We start from the raw sequence: 17,911 nt of genomic DNA on the forward strand, positions 1-17,911 counted from the left end.
GTCACCATCGAGGCCGGGACGACCCGCCTCACTCCCGCTCTATCCCGAGTCGACTCTCCGTCCGAGCGAGTTCGAACCCCGCGTCCCGGAGCCAGTCCGTTGCCCGCCCCTCGCCGTGGATCAGCAATTCGACCAGATCCGCGGGTTCGTCGATGTCGGTGGCCAACCTGTGGGAGTCGACGACCGCCACGGAGCCGAGTTCGGCCGCGCTCGCGCGGTGTTTCGGAAACGAGCCGTCGTGGTAGTCGACGCGGAAGTCGGGCTGACGCGAGACGAGCGCGTTCGTCCCGCCGCCACGGCCCGGCGCGAGGACGACGTCGCCGGGGGTCTCGAACAGTTCCTCAAGGACGGCGACCGTGATCAGCGGGAGATCCGCCATCACGACCGCCGTTTCGGGGACGAGCGCCGCGTTGACCGCATCTGTGAGCGGGCGGTCGTCGACCGTCACGGGCGCGTCGATGTCGAGAGGGGCGGTCGCGAGCACCTCGATTTCGCCGCCCGACCCACGGATCGCTTCGAGGACGTCTTCGAGCATCGCCCGCGAGAACTCGCGACGTTCCGCGGGGCTGAGACGGTCCGACAGCCGGGTCTTCGGGTCGTTCGTGGCGAACGGGACGACGACGCGCATCGCTCGCCGGTCGGCGACGGGCACTAATAAGGGACACGGGGCCACACCGGGAGCGACGATCCTCGAACACGGGTCGAGTTCGTCGCCGTCGTCGTTGACGGGTTCTCTGGGTTCGCGTCGTGCTCAGACCGGATGTCGTCGGTGTCGTCCCGGGACTCGACGACGACTCGCTACAGTTCGCGGATCCGGAGGACGTCTTGATCTCCGAGGAGACCGCCGAGACCCCCTCTGCACCGGAGACGGGGTAGTCCCCGTCCCGGACCTCCATGCTGCCGGTCTGCTCCCCGATCCACGTGCGCCCGCGCTCGATACCCTCCCGGTTCAAGTGCCGTGGCGGGCCGGCCATCACGAACACGGCGCGTTCGGTCCCCCGGATTTCGCAGAACAGCGTCCACCGTCCGAGCGCAGCCTTTCGGACGAGGCTCGTGACCCGGTTGGAACGGAGATGGCGTCGGGTTCGCGACGACCCCTGTCGGTACCGCGTGGGTTATCGCCGGTTCAGATACGACGAGAGCCTCAACAGATCTCCCTCGTTCAGGCCGAAGTCCCCGATATCGTTCCCTTGCGTGGTGTTGTCGAACTCCAGCGAGCGGACTTGATCCGACCCGAAGGGAATGAAGGGAACGGGATCGATCGCCGCCGATCCCAGTTTCGCGAGCGCCATCGGGACCGGGACGACGGTCACCGAGTGCCCGTCGGCCCGATGGGCGAGTTTCGCCACCTCCGCCATCGTCAGCACCTCGGGGCCGCCGATCTCGTAGGTCCGGCCGGCGTGACGCTCGTCCTCGACACCATCCGCGAGTATCGAAGCGATGTCCTCGACCCAAATGGGCTGGAATCGGGTCCGTCCGCCGCCCGGTAGCGGCGCGAGATACGGCGGGGTGAGCTTCTTGGTGAACTCGACGAACTCCCCGCCGTCGCCGAACACCACCGAGGGTCGAAAGATCGTCCAGTCGAGCGCCGACTCCTCGACGACCGCTTCGGCCTTCCCCTTCGCGCGGATGTACTCGGTCGGCCCGTTGGGATCGGCCCCGAGCGCGCTCATCTGGACGATCCGGGAGACGCCCGCGTCGGTCGCCTCGCTGACGACGTTTCTGGTCCCGTCGAGGTGGACCGACTCGTGAGTGGTGTCACCCGTCGGCTGAAAGAGCGGGGAGAGCGCGACGAGGTTCACTACGACCCCCTGTCCCTCGAAGTCCAGCGAGGCACGGTCGGTCACGTCGCCTTGGACCACCGAAACGCCGGCCGGGAGCCCGCTCGCGTCCGGCGAGCGTGCGAGCGCGGTCACGTCGTGACCCCGTTCGTCCAGCTCGGCACACAGGTGTCGTCCGATGAATCCCGTTCCGCCGGTCACGAGAACCTTCATATCTCGTATGTGTATCCGATCCGCCGTAAACCTACTGCCGGCGTCGCGTCCGAACTCCGTATCCGACAGACTATACCGGGGCCAGTAGAATCCCGGGTATGCTCGTCACCCTTGAAGGCCTCGACGGCAGCGGTAAGAGCACCGTCCACGAGGCACTTCAGGATACCTACCCCGACGCCGTCTTCACCCGCGAACCCACCGACTCGTGGTACGGCGAGGCCGTCGCGCGGTCGATCGCCGACGACGAGGCCGACCCGCTCGCGGAACTCTTCCTGTACACCGCCGACCACGCCGATCACCTCTCTCGAACAGTACGCCCCGCGCTCGACGCCGGGGAACTGGTGATCTCGGATCGCTACTCGGACTCGCGCTACGCCTATCAAGGGGTCGCTCTGGAGGGTGTAGTCGACCGCCCGATGGAGTACGTCCGCGGGATCCACGCGGCGTTTACCCGCCCGCCCGACCTGACGATCTACCTCGATGTGGACCCCGAGACTGGCGCGAGACGGAGCGGCGCGACGAACAAGTTCGAGCAGTCGGACTATCTGGGGCGGGTGCGAGCGAACTACGAGCGCCTCGTCGCGGCGGAACCGGGGCGGTTCGTCCGGGTCGACGCGACCCGATCACCCGAGGTGGTCGTCGAGAGGGTCGAGCAGGTGCTCTCGGCGGCGGTCTAACCCCGCCGAGCGAGTTCGACCTCCTCGGGCGAGGGCATCCAGAACAGGTCGATCGCGAACCCCAGAAGCAGCGGCATGAGGATCGCCACCAGTAGCACGGTCCCGCGGTCGATCGTCCCGAAGATCGGTAGCTGCCCGAAAAAGAGGAGCGAGAACGCCAGCACGATGGGGACGAGAAACAGCGAGAAGACTACCATCCCACCGCGAGTGTCGAGGCGCAGTCGGAAGAAGCGAATGAGAACCGATGCGATCACCGTGTGGACCCCGACGATGACCGCGAGGCCGACGACCGTCCCGAGGCTGAGCATGGGTGGTGTAGGAGGGACGCGCCCTTTTCGGTATCGGAATCGCTTTGGCCTCCCCGCGAGTCGGGCCGGCCATGTACCGCGTCATCGACGAACACCCCCTTTCGGCGACCGAGATCGGCGAGGAGCGCGCACGCGCGCTCTACCGGGACGTGGTTCGAACGAGGCGGTTCGACGAGCGCGCCCTCTCGCTCCAGCGACGCGGCTGGATGAGCGGCTATCCCCCCTTTGCGGGCCAGGAGGCCTCGCAGGTCGGCGCGGCCCACGCGCTGTCCGAACGCGACTGGCTCGTTCCCACCTATCGGTCGAACGCCGCCCAGATCGCTCGCGGCGTGCCGATGAGCGATCTCCTCCGCTTTCGCCGGGGCTATCCCGAATACACGTCGGACCACGATCTCCCGATCCTCCCCCAAGCCGTCCCCATCGCCTCCCAGCTCCCCCACACCGCGGGGCTGGGGATGGCGATCGACTATTCCGACCACGAGGCGGCGGTGCTCTGCTGTTTCGGCGACGGTGCGACCAGCGAGGGCGACTTCCACGAGGCGCTGAATTTTGCGGGGGTGTTCGCCACCCCGACGGTCTTCTTCTGTGAGAACAACGGCTGGGCGATCTCGATGCCGAGGGATCGCCAGACCGCAAGCGAATCCATCGCGATCAAGGCCGACGCCTACGGCATCACGGGTACCCGAGTCGACGGCAACGACCCGCTCGCGGTCTACGCCGTGGTCCGCAGGGCGCTCTCGAAGGCACGCGAGGGCGAACCGGTGCTGGTCGAGAGCCTCACCTACCGGCGCGGTGCTCACACCACGAGCGACGACCCCTCACGCTACCGTGGGGAGGAGGACCTCCCCGCGTGGCGGACCGCCGACCCCGTAGAACGCTACGAGGGATATCTCCGCGAGGAGGACGTCATAGACGACGAGTTCGTCGACGAACTCGAAACGACGGTCGAAGCGGAGTTGCAGGAGGCAGTCGAGCGGGCCGAGTCGGGACCCGAGGTCCGCCCGGAAGAGGTGTTCGATCCGGTCTACGCGGAGATCCCGCCCCGATTGGAGAACCAGCGCGAGTGGCTGCTCAAGTACGCCGAAGAACACGACCCCCAGCGACTGGACCGGTAGCCTCAGTCGAGCGAGATGTACGTCTTCGTCTCGGCGACGCCGTCGAGACCCTGTAGCTCCGAGGAGGCCGTATGCAACACGTCGTAGACCTCCTCGGTATCGACTTCGGCGATGATGTCGTAGTCGCCGGCGACGATGTGGGCCTCCGAGATCGCCGCGATCTCGCGGGCGGCATCGACCATCGCTTCGGCTTTCCCCGCCACCGTCTTCACCATGACGAACGCGTGAACCATCGTCATTGACATACGCTATCGTGGATCAAAAGCCTTTGCCCGTCGGTGAGCGGCCGTCTCGGCTCGTGACCGCCGTTACTTCTGCTTCCGCTGGAACGCTCGGTGAAGGAAGGCAAGCGCCGCCCCCAGCATCGCGCCGTTCTTGATGAAGTGGTTCATCTCGTTTTGCTTCTGCTCGTCGGGGACGTTCCAGAAGTCGTGCATCGTCGGGGTCACGCCCGCGAGGAACGTGACGACGGCACCCGTCGCGAGCCTCGGAAACCGCCAGAGGACGATCCCGACGCTCCCGAGGGCGAGCATCCCGCTCGTCAGCGGGACGATGCGGTCTGCGTACGTGATGTCCTTCGATTCGGCGTATGCGATCTGTCCCTCCATTCCCCGAAAGGCGTTGATCGCAGCGGCGAGTAACATCCCGCCGAACAGTAGTCGGCCGAGCAGTGCAGGCGGGTCCCGTTTCGTCGCGATGGAGTTCGATTTTCGTTTGTCTCCCATACACCCCTTCCGGTCGGTAGCTATTTATAGATTTACCACTTGGTAAGAACGTAAATTATGGGACAGATCAACGGTTTACATCACGTGACCGCGTTCGCGAGCGACCCACAGGCAAACCTCGATTTCTTCCGGACGGTGCTGGGACTCCGGTTCGTCAAGCGGACCGTTCGCTTCGACATTCCCGAGGAGATCTACCACTTCTACTACGGCGACGAGGTGGGCTCGGCCGGATCGATCGTGACGTTCTTCCCGGTCACCGACATGCCGGAGGGGAGCGTCGGGAAGGGCCAGCTCAGCGCCGCCGGGTTGGTGATTCCCGACGGCTCGGTCGAGTACTGGACCGACCGATTGGGCGAACACGACGTCGAGTACACCGTTGAGGAGCGCTTCGACGAGGCGGCCATCAGCTTCACTGACCCCGATGGAACTCCCTTCGAACTCGTCACGGGCGAGTCCGACATCGAGGCGTGGGGCGACGGTCCGGTCCCCGCAGAACACGGGATTCAGGGGCTTCACAGCGTCACCGTTCACTCGAACGATCCCGCCGGGAGCTTCCGGGCGCTCGAGACGATGGACTGGAACCGAGTCGGGCGCCACGACGAACCGCAGGCGGGTGACCGCGTCCGGTTCCAAGCCCCCGGCGACAGCAGGGGTGCGGAGTTCGTCGACGTGCTGATCCGTCCGAACGCTCCCCAGGGCGTGATGGGAACGGGGACCTTCCTGCACGTCGCCTTCGACGCCGGCGAGAAGTGGGAACAGAGGGAATGGAGCGAGCGCTTTCGCGACGCCGACCTGATCACCACCTCCCGGAAGGACCGGGATTACTTCTGGTCGATGTACTTCACCGAGCCAGGCGGCTCGATCTTCGAGTTCGCGACCACCGGACCGGGCGTCACCCTCGACGAGGACGTTTCGGAACTCGGCGAGAACCTCCGGGTACCCGACTGGCTCGACGTCGACATCGAGTACATCGACGAACAGCTCCCTGACATCACCGTCGACTGAACCCGTCCCCGGGCGTTATCGGGTTTCGGTGGGAATCTCCACACTGACGTTCGGGACGAGACGGGGGAGGACGAACCGGTCGATCGCCGCACGCGCCTGCTCGGGGGCCTCCTTTTGGCCCAGCGAAATCCGCCGTGCCCGGGCGGAGTGGATGACGTCGGTCAACAGCTGGGAGAACTCCATGGCGTCGACGTCCGCGAAGGTGCCGTCGTCGATCCCCGCCTGGATCACCTCGGCGAGCCCGACGACCATCCCCTCGTAGTGTTCGTTGAACAACTCTCTATGGGCCTCGTTGTGCTGGGCCTGCGAGAACAGCTCGTGATACACCTTCATGCGCTCCCAGTGGTCGAACCCGTCGATGTCGGGGCCGAACATGCACTGGTCGATCCGGATCCCGAGGTGTTCCCAGTGGTCCTCGGCGCCGATCGTGTCGTCGTCCTTGTACTGGGCGATGACATACTCGAGGAACGACGAGATCAACTCGTGTTTGCTGTTGTAGTGGTAGTGGATCACGGGTCGGGTCATTTCGAACTCCTCGCCGATGTCCCGCATCCGCAGGTCCGCGTAGCCATGCTTGCTGAGCGCGCGGAAGGTCGCCTCCATAATTGCCTCTCGTGTCCCCTCCGAGGACGCCCGCCCGTCGGGACTGCTCATACCGACCTATCGCGGTTCGAGCGTTTATACTCACCGCGCTGGAGATCTACCAGATGGTAAGACGTATGTGGCTGTGCGTCACATGGTGGACCATGAATACCAGCGACGAACGCGAGGCGGAACGATGAGGCTCGGCCAGTTCGAATCGGAGGCTGAGAACGAACCGTGGGCGGGCGTCCGCCACGAGGAAGGTGTCGTCCATCTCCGAGAGGCGGCCGACGCCGCCGGAATCAGACTTCCGAACGATCTCTGTGGCGTCCTCGGCGAATGGGGCTGGCGCGAGAAGGTCGACCTCGCGCTCACGCATGCCCTCGAAACCGGGGTCGGGCTCTACGACCGGGCGGACCTCACCCAACGCGAGCCGATCACCGATCCCCAGAAGGTGATCTGTATCGGACTCAACTACGCCGACCACGCCGATGAAGGGGGATTCGAAGCTCCTGACGAGCCGGTACTGTTCTCGAAGTTCCCCCAGTCGATCGCCGGTCCCGACGAGCCCGTCGAGTGGGACCCCGAGCTCACCTCGGCAGTGGACTACGAGGCCGAACTCGTCGCCGTGGTCGGTGAACGGGCGCGAAACGTCTCGGATGAGGATGCCCTCGACTATGTCGCGGGCTACACCGTCGGCAACGACGTCTCGGCGCGGGACCTCCAGATGGCCGACGAGCAGTGGGTCCGGGGCAAGAGCCTCGATACGTTCGCGCCCCTCGGACCGGACCTCGTCACGCCCGACGGGATCGACGATATCGGCGACCTCGATATCTGGGCGGAGGTCAACGGCGAGCGCCTGCAGGACTCGAACACCCGCCACCTGATCTTCGATATCGCCGAGCTCGTCTCCTTCTGTAGCCGGGCGTTCACCCTCGAGCCGGGCGACCTGATCTACACGGGCACGCCCGACGGCGTCGGCTACTTCCGCGAGCCGCAGGTCCTCTTAGAGGACGGCGACAGCGTCACCGTCGGGGTCGAGGGGATCGGCGAACTGACCAACACCTGTCGGCACACCTGAGTCCGATGGCCCACGAGTATCCCACGCGACGGCCGACCGACCGCGAGCACCGCTCCGACGAGGCGGCCGCAGACCTCCCAGCCGAGCTGACGACCATCCCCTGGATCGACGTCCACAACCACGCCCATACGCTCTCGTGGAACGACCGCGAGAAGTTCGCGCTGAGCGGCTGTCACTCGATGGTGATGATGGCCGCCGCCTACTACTGGACGCCCTACAAACCCGTCGCACCAGAAGACGTCCGGTACCTCTGGGACGACGCGCTCGCCCGCCTCGGGCCGATCCGCGACGCCCACCCCTTCGACGCCTCGCTCGGGGTCGGGATCCACACCGGCGCGCGCGTCGAGGACTACGAGGAACTCCTCGACGTCATGCATGAGTACTGCGAACTCGACGAGGTGAGTGCCGTTGGCGAGATCGGGATCACCGAGTCCCAGCACGTCGCCGGGTGGGACCTCGAAGGACAGAGGGACGTGACCCGCCGCCAACTGGAGATCGCCGCCGACTACGACCTGCCGGCGATCCTGCACACGCCCGCGGATCTCAGGGACGCCGACTTTCCCGACCGGGTTCACGGCTCGATCCCCGGCTACGAGGTCGATTCCTCCCTACAGACCGAGCCCGTGCTCACCGGCGAGAACCCGAAACGCGAGGCGATCGAGATCGACGTCGAACTCGCCGCGGAGGCGGGACTGCCCGAGGAACGGGTAGTGCTTTCCCACGCCGACAAGACGGTCGCGCCGTACGTGTTGGAGAACACCGACTGCTACGTGAGTTTTACCGTTAGCTACCCCTGGTTGTTGGGCGTCGAACCGCACCATGTCGCCGAAGTCGTCGCCGAGTACGGACCCGATCGGGTACTGGTCGAGACGGATAGTGCAGGCATTCTTCGCAGCGATGTCTTCGCGTTCAAACGGACGGTCTTCGAGATGTACCGGATGGGGCTCGATATCGAAACGATCCGGCAGGTCGTCTACGACAACCCACATGAGCTAGTGGACTGAGGCCGTCCCCATCGCGGACGGACGCCTCGCGTCGTCGCCATCGTTTCCCCGTTTCGCCGAGTGGAAACCACTGCCTGAATGGGTAACATTATTCATACCCCCCGGCGTATGGTGGTCCATGCGATTCGTTATTATCGGTGCCGGTCGGGTCGGGTTGCGCACGGCGCGCGTGCTCTCGGCGGAGGGCCACGAGGTCGTCCTCGTCGAGCGTGATGCGGACATGGCGGATCGCGCCCGAACCGAAGGCTACGAGGTCGTCGAAGGCGACGGCAGTCGCGAGTCGGTCCTCGAGGAGGCGGGAATCGACGATGCAGACGCCTTCGGCGCGCTCACGAGCGACCTCAACACGAACTTCGCGGCATGCATGATCGCGAAACACTACGGCTGTCGGACGATCCTTCGGATCGACGAGGACTACCGCGAGGACATCTACAGGAAGTACGCCGACGAGGTCGACGAGATCGTCTACCCCGAGCGACTCGGCGCGATCGGCGCGAAAAACGCGCTGCTCGGGGGCGACATCCGCGCGATCGCCGACATCGCACAGAACCTGCAGGTGGTCGAACTCACCGTTCAACCCGATTCGCCGATGAAGGGCTATACGATCAGCGAGATCTCGCTGCCCGCCGACGCGACGTTTCTGGCCTTCGGGAAGAACGACCGTCCGCTCGCGATCCCCTCGTCCGACGAGTCATTAGAGGAGGGCGATCGGCTCGCGGTGCTCGCGGACTTCGAGGTGCTCGATGACGTCCGACAGCTCATCGTCGGCAACGCGAAACGGGCAGCGGCCGGAGGTATCTAAACATGGTTAAAGCATACGTCATGGTCAAAGCGAACACGGGGGAGGCGGACCGACTCAAGAACGCGATCGAGGAGATCGAAGGGGTCAACGAGGCCCACATCGTCGCCGGCGACGTCGACATCATCGCCAAACTGAGCGTCGACTCGCCCGCACAGGTCAAAGTAATCTCCGCCGACGGCATCCAGGGGATCTCCGGCGTCGAGGACACGCGGACCTATATCGCGATGGACTAGGCGCTACGCACCCCCGTCATCGTAGTTTCGGGTCGCCCGATCCAGCAGCGACGCCGCCGGCTCGCCGTACTCGTAGCCGGGGACGATCCCCTGAACCCACGTCCCCTCGACGAACTCGACGAGCGACTTCGCGTTCTCGGCCGCTCGCTCGGGGGTCGCACTCGAAAACGTCAGTTCGACGCGCACTTCGTCCCCCTCCCGGCGCACCTCCGAATCGATCGACTCCAATCCGCTCGTGACCTGCTCGGGACCCTCGAGCCGGCGTTCGAGCGTCTCGAACCAGCCGTCCTCGACCACCTGTGCGACGGTTTCGCCCTCGACGACGGCGTCGAGCGTCGGCAGCCGGACGACGACGTGATACACCGTCTCCCCGTTCTCCTCGACCTCCACGACCGCCTCGAACGGGGTCGTCGTCAGTTCGTGTCCCGTCGCGCCGCGTTCGTAGGCCGCGTGCTCGGAGAGGGCCTCGTGTGGGTCGGTCATCGCCGGGAGAACGCGATCGGCGGGTAAGGGGGTTACGTTCGAGTACTCAGGCGGTCTCGTCGTCGGGCTCTCTGGCCGCCCCCATCGTATCGACGTCGTAGCTGTCGCGTTCCTCGATCGCCCGGAGGTGCTGGGAGATCTCGGTTTCGAGGGCGTCGACGCGCTCTTCGTCCACGTCGCCCCGCTCGCGGAGGTCCGACAGTTCCCCGCGGACGGCTTCGAGACGGTCGTGAGCGCGCTCGTCGTCCTCGATCTCGGTCGCTTCCGCGAGTTCCGTTTCGATCTCGTCGAGTGACTGTCCCATACCCGGAAAACGGGGCCAACGGTGGTATAGCTGGGGGTCGTCCGGCGCTACCGTTTTGTGGTGGCCCCGAGTAGGGCTATGCGTGTCTGGAGCCTACACTTTGCATCTCGGTGCGGATCGCTCGTGGAGGAGCGAATGGTAGACGCCCTCTCTGTCGGCGGCCTCCTCCTCGCGCTCTTTCTGGTGGCGCTGAACGGCTTTTTCGTCGCCGCGGAGTTCGCGTTCGTCCGAATCCGATCGACTACCGTCGAGACGCTCGTCGAGGAGGGCAAAGCGGGTGCTGCGACCCTCGCGAACGCCATCGACAGCCTCGACGACTACCTCGCGGTCACCCAACTCGGCATCACGATCTCCTCGCTCGGGCTGGGGTGGGTCGGAGAACCCGCCATCGCGGCACTCATCGAACCGGTGCTCGAATCCGTTCTCCCACCGGGCCTCATCTCGCTTGTCGCGTTCGCGATCGGCTTCGGCTTCATCACCTTCCTGCACGTGGTCTTCGGGGAACTCGCGCCGAAGACGATCGCGATCCAGAAGGCAGAACGGATCTCCCTGCTGGTCGCTCCGCCGATGAAGGTCTTTTACTACCTGTTCCTTCCGGGGATCGTCGTTTTCAACGGCACCGCCAACTTCTTCACCCGACTGGTCGGCGTCTCTCCCGCGTCCGAAACCGACGAGACGCTCAGCGAGGAGGAGATCCTGCTCGTGCTCGCGCGCTCGGGCAAGCAGGGGGCCGTCGACATCGAGGAAGTCGAGATGATCGAACGCGTCTTCGATCTGGACGACACCGCCGTCCGGCAGGTCATGATCCCCCGACCCGACGTGGTGTGGCTACCGGCCGACCTCCCGCTTTCGGAACTCCGGTCGACCATCGTCGAGGCGGGCCACACCCGCTATCCCGTTTTGAAGGGAGAGAACAACGACGAGGTCGTCGGGTTCCTCGACGTCAAGGACGTACTGCGGGCGATCGAGGACGGCGCGGACGAGGGGACGACCGCCCGCGACCTCGCACGCGAGTTGATCATCATCCCCGAGACGGGCCGTATCGACGACCTCCTTTCGGGGTTCCAGCGCGACCGCAGCCAGATGGCCGCGGTGATTGACGAATGGGGGGCCTTCGAAGGAATCGTGACCATCGAGGACATCGTCGAGGAGATCGTCGGCGACATCCAAGACCAGTTCGACATCGAGGTCGAACAGCGCGAACCCTCGGTCGAACGCCTCGAGGACGGTGCCTACGCCATCGACGGGGGTGTCTCCCTCTCGAACGTCAACGACGCACTCGACGCCGAGTTCGAGCGTGCCGAATACGAGACCATCGGAGGGCTCGTACTTGACCGACTGGGTCGGGTCCCGGAGGTCGGCGACGAGGTCTCGGCCGGCGGCTACCGGCTCTCGGTCGAGGCGGTCGACGGGACCCGGATTTCAACCGTTGTGGTTCGGGAGGAGGAGACGGAGGACTCAGAGGGCAAACCGGAGTCGTCGAACTAAGTGGGTCGCTCGTGAGATAGTCGAGTTCGGAGAGATGCGCTGGCTGGGATTCGAACTCGCACAGACGTGCTCGCTTCGCTGCGCGCGACTGGTCTGCTCAAACCCCGCGTTCCGTATTCACGGTTCACGGCGTGGACAGCGAGCCTCGCCACCGCTCGCCATCGCTGTCAGAATTGTTCGCCGTAAAAGTGCGCTGGCTGGGATTTGAACCCAGGTTGTGACCATGGCAAGGTCACGTGATACCACTACACTACCAGCGCCCTGTTGCATTTCCGGATATTCCGGAGAGGAGTATAAGGCTTCCGGATCGGAGTCATCCGTTTCTCTCCGAATCCGCTGATATCGGCGTTCTTACGCGTGTGAAGCGCACACATCCGATCGAGAAAACGCTACCCTTTTAGGTCCGGATGAGATAGCTTCGTCACAGTCTAGTGGCGAGGCGCGAAAGTGGCTGGCATGACCGTCAGCATACTCGTGCCGTCATCAGTGGTTCGGGAGGCCGAGGACAAACGCGAGGCGACTCGCAAACTCGGCTACATCGCCCGCGCGGCGACCGTCTTCCGGGCCGACCGCCTGTGTGTCTTCCCCGACGCCGATGGGGAGCGCAGGTGGGGTGGCGGGTTCGTCGAAATCGTACTGCGGTACGCCGCAACGCCCCCGTACCTCCGAACCGAGGTGTGGGAGATGCGGGACGAACTGGAGTTCGCTGGGGTTTTGCCCCCGCTTCGCGCCGTGTCACGGACCGGCTCCGGATCGAACGGTTCGGGGTCGTTAAGACAGGGACTCGTGACCGAGGTCGGACCTGAAGGGCGCGTACGGGTCAATTGCGGACTGCAACACCCACTCTCCCTCATTACGCCTCCCGGTATGGAGGTCGAGCAGGGGGAACGCGTGACCGTCAGGATATCTTCGCGACGACCGGTCCGTGCAAAGCTCACCGAGGAGCCGGCGGGGCTCGAAGTCGAGCACACGGACCTCGCGGCAGCGCTCGGCCGCCCCGACGCAGGCGTCCGGATCGCGACTTCTCGCTTCGGCGAGGAGCTCTCGATCAGGCGTCTCCCGGGGCTTTCGGCGCGCATCGAGGACGACGGAATGACCGTCGCCTTCGGTTCGCCGGGCCGCGGCCTGCCGGACATACTGGACGTGAACGCCGAGGCCGTCGGCGACCAGCCGGCGGACGGTGTCGAACCCGGTTCGGACGGATCCGAACGGTTCGACCTTTGGCTCAACACGATCCCACATCAGGGCAGCGAGACGGTGCGAACGGAGGAAGCGATGTTCGCCTCGCTCGCGTGCCTGACACTCACGGAGTGAGAGTCACATGCCACAACCAAGCAGACCACGCAAAGGCTCGTTAGGGTTCGGCCCACGGACGCGCGCGACGAGCGAAGTCCCGCGCTTTAACTCGTGGCCGGACGACGACGGACAGCCAGCGCTGCAGGGATTCGCCGGTTACAAGGCCGGTATGAGCCACGTGGTGATGGTCAACGACGAGGCCAACTCGCCCATCGAAGGCACCGAACAGACGGTGCCCGTCACCATCGTGGAGACCCCGCCCATGCGGGCGGTCGCTCTGCGCGCGTACGAACAGACCGCCTACGGACTACAGCCCCGCGGCGAGGTCTGGGCCGAGGAGTTCGACGAGGAACTCGATCGCGCCTTGGACCTCCCCTCGGAGGCCGACCCGTCGGCCCGCAACGACCTCGAAACCGCACTCGAGGAGGGCAAAGTCGATGACCTCCGGGTCATCACCCACACCTCCCCCGCGTCGGTTCGAGGCGTCCCGAAGAAGAAACCCGACATTATGGAGACCCGCGTCGGCGGGGGCTCGCTCGAAGAGCGCGCTGAGTTCGCACTCGGTCTGCTCGACGAGGGCGGCGAACACGACGTGAACGACGTGTTCCGCGCCGGCGAGTACCTCGACGCCAGCGGCGTCACCACGGGCAAGGGCACCCAGGGCCCCGTCAAGCGCTGGGGCGTCCAGAAGCGAAAGGGCAAACACGCCCGCCAAGGCTGGCGCCGACGGATCGGCAACCTCGGTCCGTGGAACCCGAGCCGAGTTCGCTCGACGGTTCCCCAGCAGGGCCAGACCGGCTACCATCAGCGTACCGAACTCAACAAGCGCCTGATCGCGCTCGGCGAGGAAGACGACGTCAACCCCGAGGGCGGGCTCGTCAACTACGGCGAGGTTTCGGGCCCCTACGCGCTGATCAAGGGCTCGCTGCCGGGGCCGGACAAACGGCTGCTCCGGTTCCGCCCCGCGATCCGGCCAAACGACCAACCGCGGCTGGACCCCGAGGTCCGGTACGTCTCCACCGCATCGAACCAGGGATAACATGAACGCAAACACACTCGACCTGGACGGCACCGAGGCGGGCGAGATCGACCTGCCGGCGGTCTTCGAGACGACCTACCGGCCGGACCTGATCAAGCGCGCCGTGCTGGCCGCCCAGGCAAACAGACAGCAGGACTACGGCGCGGACCCCTTCGCGGGCAAGCGCACCTCGGCCGAGTCGCTGGGGACGGGTCGCGGAATGGCGCGTGTCCCCCGCTCGAACGGGCAGGGAAAACGCGTGCCCCAGGCCGTCGGCGGCCGCCGGGCACACCCCCCGAAAGCCGAGAAGGACCGCTCGCTGAACATCAACAAGAAGGAACGAAAGCTCGCGACCCGAAGCGCGATCGCCGCGACGACGGACGCCGAGCTCGTCGCAGAGCGGGGCCACCGCTTCGGCGAGGACGTCTCCTTGCCGCTGGTCGTCTCAGACGAGTTCGAGGACCTGATCAAGACTAAGGAGGTCCTCTCGTTCCTCGAGAGCGTCGGGCTCGCCGACGACATCGAACGCGCCGACGAGGGGCGGTCGGTCCGTGCGGGTCGCGGAAAGACCCGCGGTCGCAAGTACAAACAGCCCAAATCGATCCTCTTCGTGACGTCGAGCGAGGCCGGCCCGTCGAAGGCCGCGCGCAACCTCGCGGGAGTCGACGTCGCGACCGCCCGCGAAGTCAGCGCAGAAGACCTCGCGCCCGGGACGCATCCGGGTCGACTCACGGTGTGGACCGAGAGCGCGATCGAGGAGGTGGCGGATCGATGACGATCCAGCACCCCCTCATCACGGAGAAGGCGATGAACGACATGGACTTCGAGAACAAGCTCCAGTTCATCGTCGATCTCGACGCGACCAAGCCGCAGATCCGCGACGCGATCGGCGAGCAGTACGACGTCGAGGTCACCAAGGTAAACACGCAGGTAACCATGAACGGAACAAAGAAGGCGACCGTGCGCCTCTCCGAAGAGGACGACGCACAGGAAGTCGCCTCCCGAATCGGGGTGTTCTAGAATGGGACAGCGAATCAGGGGCCAGCGACGTGGCCGTGGTGGTTCGGTGTTCCGTGCACCCTCGCACCGATACAAGGCCGACCTCTCACACCGGCGCTCGGAGGACGGCGACGTCCTCAAAGGGACGGTCGTCGGGATCGAACACGACCCCGCCCGCTCGGCACCCGTCGCCGACGTGGAGTTCGAGGACGGTGACCGGCGGCTCGTGTTGGCTCCCGAGGGGATCGGGACCGGCGAGGAGATCCAGGTCGGCATCAGCGCGGAGATCAAGCCCGGCAACACCCTACCATTGGCGGAGATCCCGGAGGGTGTTCCGGTCTGTAACGTTGAGTCGAAAGCCGGCGACGGCGGTCGCTTCGCACGAGCGAGCGGCGTCAACGCGACGCTGATCACCCACGACCGGAACGCCGCCGTGGTCCAGCTTCCAAGCGGCGAGGTCAAACGGCTCTCGCCCGACTGCCGGGCGACGATTGGCGTGGTCGCCGGCGGCGGCCGCACCGAGAAGCCGTTCGTCAAGGCCGGAAACAAGTACCACAAGATGAAGGCGCGAGGCACGAAGTGGCCCCGCGTCAGCGGCGTGGCGATGAACGCCGTCGACCACCCGTTCGGTGGCGGCGGTCGCCAACATCCCGGTCGACCGAAGAGCGTCTCGTCGGACGCACCCCCGGGACGGAAGGTGGGCGATATCTCCTCCCGGCGGACGGGACGAGGTGGTAACAAATGAGTTCATCCGATTACAGAACCGGCCACGAGGGGGAGTTCACCTACCGTGGTCACACAGTCGAGGAGCTACAGGAGATGGAGCTAGAGGAAGTCGCGGAACTGCTGCCCGCTCGCCAGCGGCGAAGCATCACGCGGGGCCTGTCGGTCGAGAAGCAGAAACTGCTCGAGAAGGCCGAGGACCGCGCCCCCGAAGAGAGCGCGAACAACCCGATCCGCACACATCTGCGGGACATGCCGATCGTTCCGGCGTTCATCAACAAGACCTTCGAGGTCTACAACGGCCAGAGCTTCGAACGCGTCGAGGTTCGCCCCGAGATGCTCGGCCACTACCTGGGCGAGTTCCAGCTCACACGCCAGTCCGTCGAACACGGACAGGCCGGGATCGGCGCGACCCGTTCCTCGAAGTTCGTGCCACTGAAATGAGGTGACCAGAATGGGAATCAGCTACAGCGTGGACGCGGATCCGGAGAAAACGGCGAAAGCCATGCTCCGAGAGCGTCCCATGAGCCACAAGCACAGCAAGGAGGTCGCCCGCGAGATCAAGGGCAAGACCGCCGGCGAGGCCATCGAGTACCTCGAAGCGGTCGTCGCCGAGGAACAGTCGGTGCCCTTTAAATCGCACAACAGCGGCGTCGGCCACCGGAACGACATCGACGGCTGGGACGCCGGCCGGTACCCCAACAAGGTCTCGAAGGCGTTTCTCGACCTGCTCGGAAACGCCGTCGGGAACGCGGACCATCAGGGCTTCGACGGCGAGTCGATGCGGATCGCCCACGTCGCCGCCCACAAGGTCGGCGAGAGTCCGGGCCGAAAGCCACGGGCGATGGGACGGGCAACGGCGTGGAACACCCCACAAGTCGACGTCGAACTGATCCTCGAAGACCAGGAGGAGGAGGAGGACTAATGGCAGACGAACACGAGTTCATCCAGAACGGGATGCAGCGCTCCCAGATCGACGAGTTCTTCGCGACGGAACTCGAGCGTGCCGGCTACGGCGGCATGGAGGTCGCAAAGACCCCGATGGGGACACAGATCGTCCTCAAAGCCGAAAAGCCCGGCATGGTGATCGGGAAGGGCGGGAAGAACATCCGAAAGGTGACCCGCCAGCTCGAGGAGCGATTCGACCTCGAGGACCCCCAGATCGACGTTCAGGAGGTCGACGAGCCCGACCTGAACGCCCAGATCGTCGCCGACCGCCTCGCGAACGCCTTAGAACGAGGGTGGTACTTCCGGAAGGCCGGTCACACCACGATCGACCGGATCATGGACGCCGGGGCCCTCGGCGCGGAGATCGTCCTCTCGGGCAAAGTCACGGGCGCGCGTTCGCGCGTCGAGAAGTTCAACCGCGGCTACGTCAAACACAACGGCGAGCCCGCAGAGGACATCGTCGATCATGGACTGGGTACTGCCGTGATGAAGCTCGGCACGATCGGCGTCAACGTCAAGATCATCCCGCCGGGCGCACAGCTGCCCGACGACTTCCGGATCCACGACGACGCCGACGTCGAGGACCTGATCGCCGACACCGCAGAAACCGACGAGGGCGTCGAGGAGATCCTCGACGACGTCGAGGAGGTGCCCGGCGAGGAACCGGTCGCCGAAACCGCAGACACCGACGGCGAGGTCGAAGCGACCGAGATCGACGAGGAGGTCACGGAAGAGCCCGTCGACGAGGAGATCATCGAAGAGGTCAGCGAAGAGATCGAGGACGGCGACGCGACCGACGCAGCGGAGAGCGAACTCGAAGAGGACATCGAGGCCGAAGCCGCGGAGTTGGTCGCCGAGATGGAAGCCGAAGAGGAGGACGATAACTGATGGCGATCCTTCACACCGACGAGATCCGCGACATGACGCCCGCCGAGCGCGAGGCCGAAGTCGAGGAACTCCATACGGAGCTGCTGAACATGAAGGCCGTGCAGGCCGCCGGTGGCGCCCCCGAGAACCCCGGACGGATCGGGGAACTCAAGCGCACCATCGCCCGCGTGAAGACGATTCAGGGCGAGGAAGGCGACGACGTGGATGCGGATACGGACAGCACCGAGGAGTAAACGAA

25 protein-coding genes, 1 tRNA gene and 1 pseudogene are annotated in these 17,911 nt (G+C 65.3%); 17 read left to right on the plus strand and 10 right to left on the minus strand.

Annotation, left to right across the window (positions count from 1 at the left end; all coding sequences use genetic code 11):
* Positions 1-28 precede the first annotated feature (28 nt).
* The 3 genes and pseudogenes from cofC to HAPAU_RS06425 all read right to left on the minus strand — a co-directional run bounded on the left by cofC (position 29) and on the right by HAPAU_RS06425 (position 1,994).
* On the minus strand, positions 29-628 hold the full coding sequence (cofC, locus tag HAPAU_RS06420; protein ID WP_066381926.1) for a 2-phospho-L-lactate guanylyltransferase: 600 nt from the start codon (positions 626-628) through the stop codon (positions 29-31).
* Between the two features lie 72 nt (positions 629-700).
* Positions 701-1,067: pseudogene (locus HAPAU_RS22205) on the minus strand (cell division protein); the annotation flags it as partial.
* A 48-nt stretch (positions 1,068-1,115) separates the two neighbouring features.
* Positions 1,116-1,994, minus strand: coding sequence for a complex I NDUFA9 subunit family protein (locus HAPAU_RS06425; protein ID WP_066380823.1), 879 nt, complete (start codon positions 1,992-1,994; stop codon positions 1,116-1,118).
* A 98-nt stretch (positions 1,995-2,092) separates the two neighbouring features.
* On the opposite strand from HAPAU_RS06425, the gene tmk reads away from it, so the two are divergent.
* Positions 2,093-2,671, plus strand: a complete 579-nt coding sequence (tmk, locus tag HAPAU_RS06430; RefSeq protein WP_066380825.1) for a dTMP kinase — start codon at positions 2,093-2,095, stop codon at positions 2,669-2,671.
* On the opposite strand, the gene HAPAU_RS06435 is transcribed toward tmk, so the two are convergent.
* A complete protein-coding gene (locus HAPAU_RS06435) occupies positions 2,668-2,979 on the minus strand; it encodes a hypothetical protein (RefSeq protein ID WP_066380826.1) in 312 nt (103 codons plus the stop codon). The two genes, tmk and HAPAU_RS06435, sit on opposite strands and share 4 nt — an antisense overlap.
* A 71-nt stretch (positions 2,980-3,050) precedes the next feature.
* Between HAPAU_RS06435 and HAPAU_RS06440 the strand changes: the two genes are divergently transcribed.
* Positions 3,051-4,094 (plus strand): thiamine pyrophosphate-dependent dehydrogenase E1 component subunit alpha, encoded by a 1,044-nt coding sequence (locus tag HAPAU_RS06440; protein ID WP_066380827.1) that lies wholly within the window; start codon positions 3,051-3,053, stop codon positions 4,092-4,094.
* A 2-nt stretch (positions 4,095-4,096) separates the two neighbouring features.
* Here HAPAU_RS06440 and HAPAU_RS06445 read toward each other — a convergent pair whose 3' ends face one another.
* Positions 4,097-4,327 carry an Lrp/AsnC family transcriptional regulator gene (locus HAPAU_RS06445; protein ID WP_066381929.1) on the minus strand — a complete coding sequence of 77 codons (231 nt, stop codon included), beginning with the start codon at positions 4,325-4,327 and terminating at the stop codon, positions 4,097-4,099.
* 75 nt (positions 4,328-4,402) lie between these two features.
* On the minus strand, positions 4,403-4,819 hold the full coding sequence (locus tag HAPAU_RS06450) for a DoxX family protein (protein WP_066380832.1): 417 nt from the start codon (positions 4,817-4,819) through the stop codon (positions 4,403-4,405).
* 57 nt (positions 4,820-4,876) lie between these two features.
* Between HAPAU_RS06450 and HAPAU_RS06455 the strand changes: the two genes are divergently transcribed.
* Positions 4,877-5,824 carry a VOC family protein gene (locus HAPAU_RS06455; protein ID WP_066380834.1) on the plus strand — a complete coding sequence of 316 codons (948 nt, stop codon included), beginning with the start codon at positions 4,877-4,879 and terminating at the stop codon, positions 5,822-5,824.
* A gap of 15 nt (positions 5,825-5,839) precedes the next feature.
* On the opposite strand, the gene HAPAU_RS06460 is transcribed toward HAPAU_RS06455, so the two are convergent.
* Positions 5,840-6,478: a TetR/AcrR family transcriptional regulator gene (locus HAPAU_RS06460; RefSeq protein WP_066380837.1), complete on the minus strand. Its 639-nt coding sequence runs from the start codon at positions 6,476-6,478 to the stop codon at positions 5,840-5,842.
* Positions 6,479-6,602: 124 nt separating this feature from the next.
* Here HAPAU_RS06460 and HAPAU_RS06465 point away from each other — a divergent pair, with 124 nt between their 5' ends.
* The 4 genes from HAPAU_RS06465 (at position 6,603) to HAPAU_RS06480 (ending at position 9,526) form a co-directional block, all read left to right on the plus strand.
* Positions 6,603-7,487 carry a fumarylacetoacetate hydrolase family protein gene (locus HAPAU_RS06465; RefSeq protein WP_066380839.1) on the plus strand — a complete coding sequence of 295 codons (885 nt, stop codon included), beginning with the start codon at positions 6,603-6,605 and terminating at the stop codon, positions 7,485-7,487.
* 5 nt (positions 7,488-7,492) lie between these two features.
* Positions 7,493-8,491: a TatD family hydrolase gene (locus HAPAU_RS06470; protein WP_066380845.1), complete on the plus strand. Its 999-nt coding sequence runs from the start codon at positions 7,493-7,495 to the stop codon at positions 8,489-8,491.
* A gap of 118 nt (positions 8,492-8,609) precedes the next feature.
* On the plus strand, positions 8,610-9,293 hold the full coding sequence (locus tag HAPAU_RS06475; protein ID WP_066380847.1) for a potassium channel family protein: 684 nt from the start codon (positions 8,610-8,612) through the stop codon (positions 9,291-9,293).
* A 2-nt stretch (positions 9,294-9,295) separates the two neighbouring features.
* Positions 9,296-9,526 carry an Lrp/AsnC family transcriptional regulator gene (locus HAPAU_RS06480; protein WP_066380849.1) on the plus strand — a complete coding sequence of 77 codons (231 nt, stop codon included), beginning with the start codon at positions 9,296-9,298 and terminating at the stop codon, positions 9,524-9,526.
* 3 nt (positions 9,527-9,529) lie between these two features.
* On the opposite strand, the gene HAPAU_RS06485 is transcribed toward HAPAU_RS06480, so the two are convergent.
* Positions 9,530-10,009, minus strand: a complete 480-nt coding sequence (locus tag HAPAU_RS06485) for a DUF5813 family protein (protein ID WP_066380851.1) — start codon at positions 10,007-10,009, stop codon at positions 9,530-9,532.
* A 46-nt stretch (positions 10,010-10,055) separates the two neighbouring features.
* Entirely contained in the window at positions 10,056-10,313 is a 258-nt protein-coding gene (locus HAPAU_RS06490; RefSeq protein ID WP_066380852.1) for a hypothetical protein, read from the minus strand.
* A gap of 135 nt (positions 10,314-10,448) precedes the next feature.
* On the opposite strand from HAPAU_RS06490, the gene HAPAU_RS06495 reads away from it, so the two are divergent.
* Positions 10,449-11,801 (plus strand): hemolysin family protein, encoded by a 1,353-nt coding sequence (locus HAPAU_RS06495; RefSeq protein WP_066380853.1) that lies wholly within the window; start codon positions 10,449-10,451, stop codon positions 11,799-11,801.
* 189 nt (positions 11,802-11,990) lie between these two features.
* Here the strand turns inward: HAPAU_RS06495 and HAPAU_RS06500 are convergent.
* Positions 11,991-12,061 (minus strand) — tRNA-Gly (locus HAPAU_RS06500).
* Positions 12,062-12,257: 196 nt separating this feature from the next.
* Here HAPAU_RS06500 and HAPAU_RS06505 point away from each other — a divergent pair.
* The 9 genes from HAPAU_RS06505 to rpmC are packed head-to-tail and all read left to right on the plus strand — an operon-like array spanning position 12,258 to position 17,906.
* Positions 12,258-13,115: a putative RNA uridine N3 methyltransferase gene (locus HAPAU_RS06505; protein WP_066380854.1), complete on the plus strand. Its 858-nt coding sequence runs from the start codon at positions 12,258-12,260 to the stop codon at positions 13,113-13,115.
* 7 nt (positions 13,116-13,122) lie between these two features.
* Entirely contained in the window at positions 13,123-14,136 is a 1,014-nt protein-coding gene (locus HAPAU_RS06510) for a 50S ribosomal protein L3 (RefSeq protein ID WP_066380856.1), read from the plus strand.
* Between the two features lies 1 nt (position 14,137).
* Entirely contained in the window at positions 14,138-14,890 is a 753-nt protein-coding gene (rpl4p, locus tag HAPAU_RS06515; protein ID WP_066380857.1) for a 50S ribosomal protein L4, read from the plus strand.
* A complete protein-coding gene (locus tag HAPAU_RS06520) occupies positions 14,887-15,135 on the plus strand; it encodes a 50S ribosomal protein L23 (RefSeq protein ID WP_066380859.1) in 249 nt (82 codons plus the stop codon). Before rpl4p ends, HAPAU_RS06520 begins: the two co-directional genes overlap by 4 nt.
* Position 15,136: 1 nt before the next feature.
* A complete protein-coding gene (locus HAPAU_RS06525; RefSeq protein WP_066380860.1) occupies positions 15,137-15,859 on the plus strand; it encodes a 50S ribosomal protein L2 in 723 nt (240 codons plus the stop codon).
* Complete coding sequence (locus HAPAU_RS06530; protein WP_066380862.1) at positions 15,856-16,281, plus strand: 30S ribosomal protein S19; 426 nt, start codon at positions 15,856-15,858, stop codon at positions 16,279-16,281. The genes HAPAU_RS06525 and HAPAU_RS06530 overlap by 4 nt, the downstream gene beginning before the upstream one ends.
* A 10-nt stretch (positions 16,282-16,291) precedes the next feature.
* Positions 16,292-16,762 (plus strand): 50S ribosomal protein L22, encoded by a 471-nt coding sequence (locus HAPAU_RS06535; protein WP_066380863.1) that lies wholly within the window; start codon positions 16,292-16,294, stop codon positions 16,760-16,762.
* Positions 16,762-17,673, plus strand: coding sequence for a 30S ribosomal protein S3 (locus tag HAPAU_RS06540; RefSeq protein WP_066380865.1), 912 nt, complete (start codon positions 16,762-16,764; stop codon positions 17,671-17,673). The genes HAPAU_RS06535 and HAPAU_RS06540 overlap by 1 nt, the downstream gene beginning before the upstream one ends.
* Positions 17,673-17,906, plus strand: coding sequence for a 50S ribosomal protein L29 (gene rpmC / locus HAPAU_RS06545; protein WP_066380867.1), 234 nt, complete (start codon positions 17,673-17,675; stop codon positions 17,904-17,906). Before HAPAU_RS06540 ends, rpmC begins: the two co-directional genes overlap by 1 nt.
* Positions 17,907-17,911: the final 5 nt, after the last annotated feature.

This window comes from Halalkalicoccus paucihalophilus (assembly GCF_001593955.1).
GTDB classification, from domain to species: Archaea; Halobacteriota; Halobacteria; order Halobacteriales; family Halalkalicoccaceae; genus Halalkalicoccus; species Halalkalicoccus paucihalophilus.

Excerpts from the sequence above, each read along its gene's own strand:
- HAPAU_RS06530 (WP_066380862.1), top strand. The coding sequence starts at position 15,856 with ATGAGTTCATCCGATTACAGAACCGGCCACGAGGGGGAGTTCACCTAC.
- HAPAU_RS06490 (WP_066380852.1), bottom strand. The coding sequence starts at position 10,313 with ATGGGACAGTCACTCGACGAGATCGAAACGGAACTCGCGGAAGCGACC.
- HAPAU_RS06460 (WP_066380837.1), bottom strand. The coding sequence starts at position 6,478 with ATGAGCAGTCCCGACGGGCGGGCGTCCTCGGAGGGGACACGAGAGGCA.
- rpmC (WP_066380867.1), top strand. The coding sequence starts at position 17,673 with ATGGCGATCCTTCACACCGACGAGATCCGCGACATGACGCCCGCCGAG.
- HAPAU_RS06505 (WP_066380854.1), top strand. The coding sequence starts at position 12,258 with ATGACCGTCAGCATACTCGTGCCGTCATCAGTGGTTCGGGAGGCCGAG.
- HAPAU_RS06510 (WP_066380856.1), top strand. The coding sequence starts at position 13,123 with ATGCCACAACCAAGCAGACCACGCAAAGGCTCGTTAGGGTTCGGCCCA.
- HAPAU_RS06450 (WP_066380832.1), bottom strand. The coding sequence starts at position 4,819 with ATGGGAGACAAACGAAAATCGAACTCCATCGCGACGAAACGGGACCCG.
- HAPAU_RS06440 (WP_066380827.1), top strand. The coding sequence starts at position 3,051 with ATGTACCGCGTCATCGACGAACACCCCCTTTCGGCGACCGAGATCGGC.
- tmk (WP_066380825.1), top strand. The coding sequence starts at position 2,093 with ATGCTCGTCACCCTTGAAGGCCTCGACGGCAGCGGTAAGAGCACCGTC.
- HAPAU_RS06495 (WP_066380853.1), top strand. The coding sequence starts at position 10,449 with ATGGTAGACGCCCTCTCTGTCGGCGGCCTCCTCCTCGCGCTCTTTCTG.
- HAPAU_RS06465 (WP_066380839.1), top strand. The coding sequence starts at position 6,603 with ATGAGGCTCGGCCAGTTCGAATCGGAGGCTGAGAACGAACCGTGGGCG.
- HAPAU_RS06445 (WP_066381929.1), bottom strand. The coding sequence starts at position 4,327 with ATGGTTCACGCGTTCGTCATGGTGAAGACGGTGGCGGGGAAAGCCGAA.
- HAPAU_RS06435 (WP_066380826.1), bottom strand. The coding sequence starts at position 2,979 with ATGCTCAGCCTCGGGACGGTCGTCGGCCTCGCGGTCATCGTCGGGGTC.
- HAPAU_RS06485 (WP_066380851.1), bottom strand. The coding sequence starts at position 10,009 with ATGACCGACCCACACGAGGCCCTCTCCGAGCACGCGGCCTACGAACGC.
- HAPAU_RS06475 (WP_066380847.1), top strand. The coding sequence starts at position 8,610 with ATGCGATTCGTTATTATCGGTGCCGGTCGGGTCGGGTTGCGCACGGCG.
- rpl4p (WP_066380857.1), top strand. The coding sequence starts at position 14,138 with ATGAACGCAAACACACTCGACCTGGACGGCACCGAGGCGGGCGAGATC.
- HAPAU_RS06525 (WP_066380860.1), top strand. The coding sequence starts at position 15,137 with ATGGGACAGCGAATCAGGGGCCAGCGACGTGGCCGTGGTGGTTCGGTG.
- HAPAU_RS06520 (WP_066380859.1), top strand. The coding sequence starts at position 14,887 with ATGACGATCCAGCACCCCCTCATCACGGAGAAGGCGATGAACGACATG.
- HAPAU_RS06540 (WP_066380865.1), top strand. The coding sequence starts at position 16,762 with ATGGCAGACGAACACGAGTTCATCCAGAACGGGATGCAGCGCTCCCAG.
- HAPAU_RS06470 (WP_066380845.1), top strand. The coding sequence starts at position 7,493 with ATGGCCCACGAGTATCCCACGCGACGGCCGACCGACCGCGAGCACCGC.
- HAPAU_RS06455 (WP_066380834.1), top strand. The coding sequence starts at position 4,877 with ATGGGACAGATCAACGGTTTACATCACGTGACCGCGTTCGCGAGCGAC.
- cofC (WP_066381926.1), bottom strand. The coding sequence starts at position 628 with ATGCGCGTCGTCGTCCCGTTCGCCACGAACGACCCGAAGACCCGGCTG.
- HAPAU_RS06480 (WP_066380849.1), top strand. The coding sequence starts at position 9,296 with ATGGTTAAAGCATACGTCATGGTCAAAGCGAACACGGGGGAGGCGGAC.
- HAPAU_RS06425 (WP_066380823.1), bottom strand. The coding sequence starts at position 1,994 with ATGAAGGTTCTCGTGACCGGCGGAACGGGATTCATCGGACGACACCTG.
- HAPAU_RS06535 (WP_066380863.1), top strand. The coding sequence starts at position 16,292 with ATGGGAATCAGCTACAGCGTGGACGCGGATCCGGAGAAAACGGCGAAA.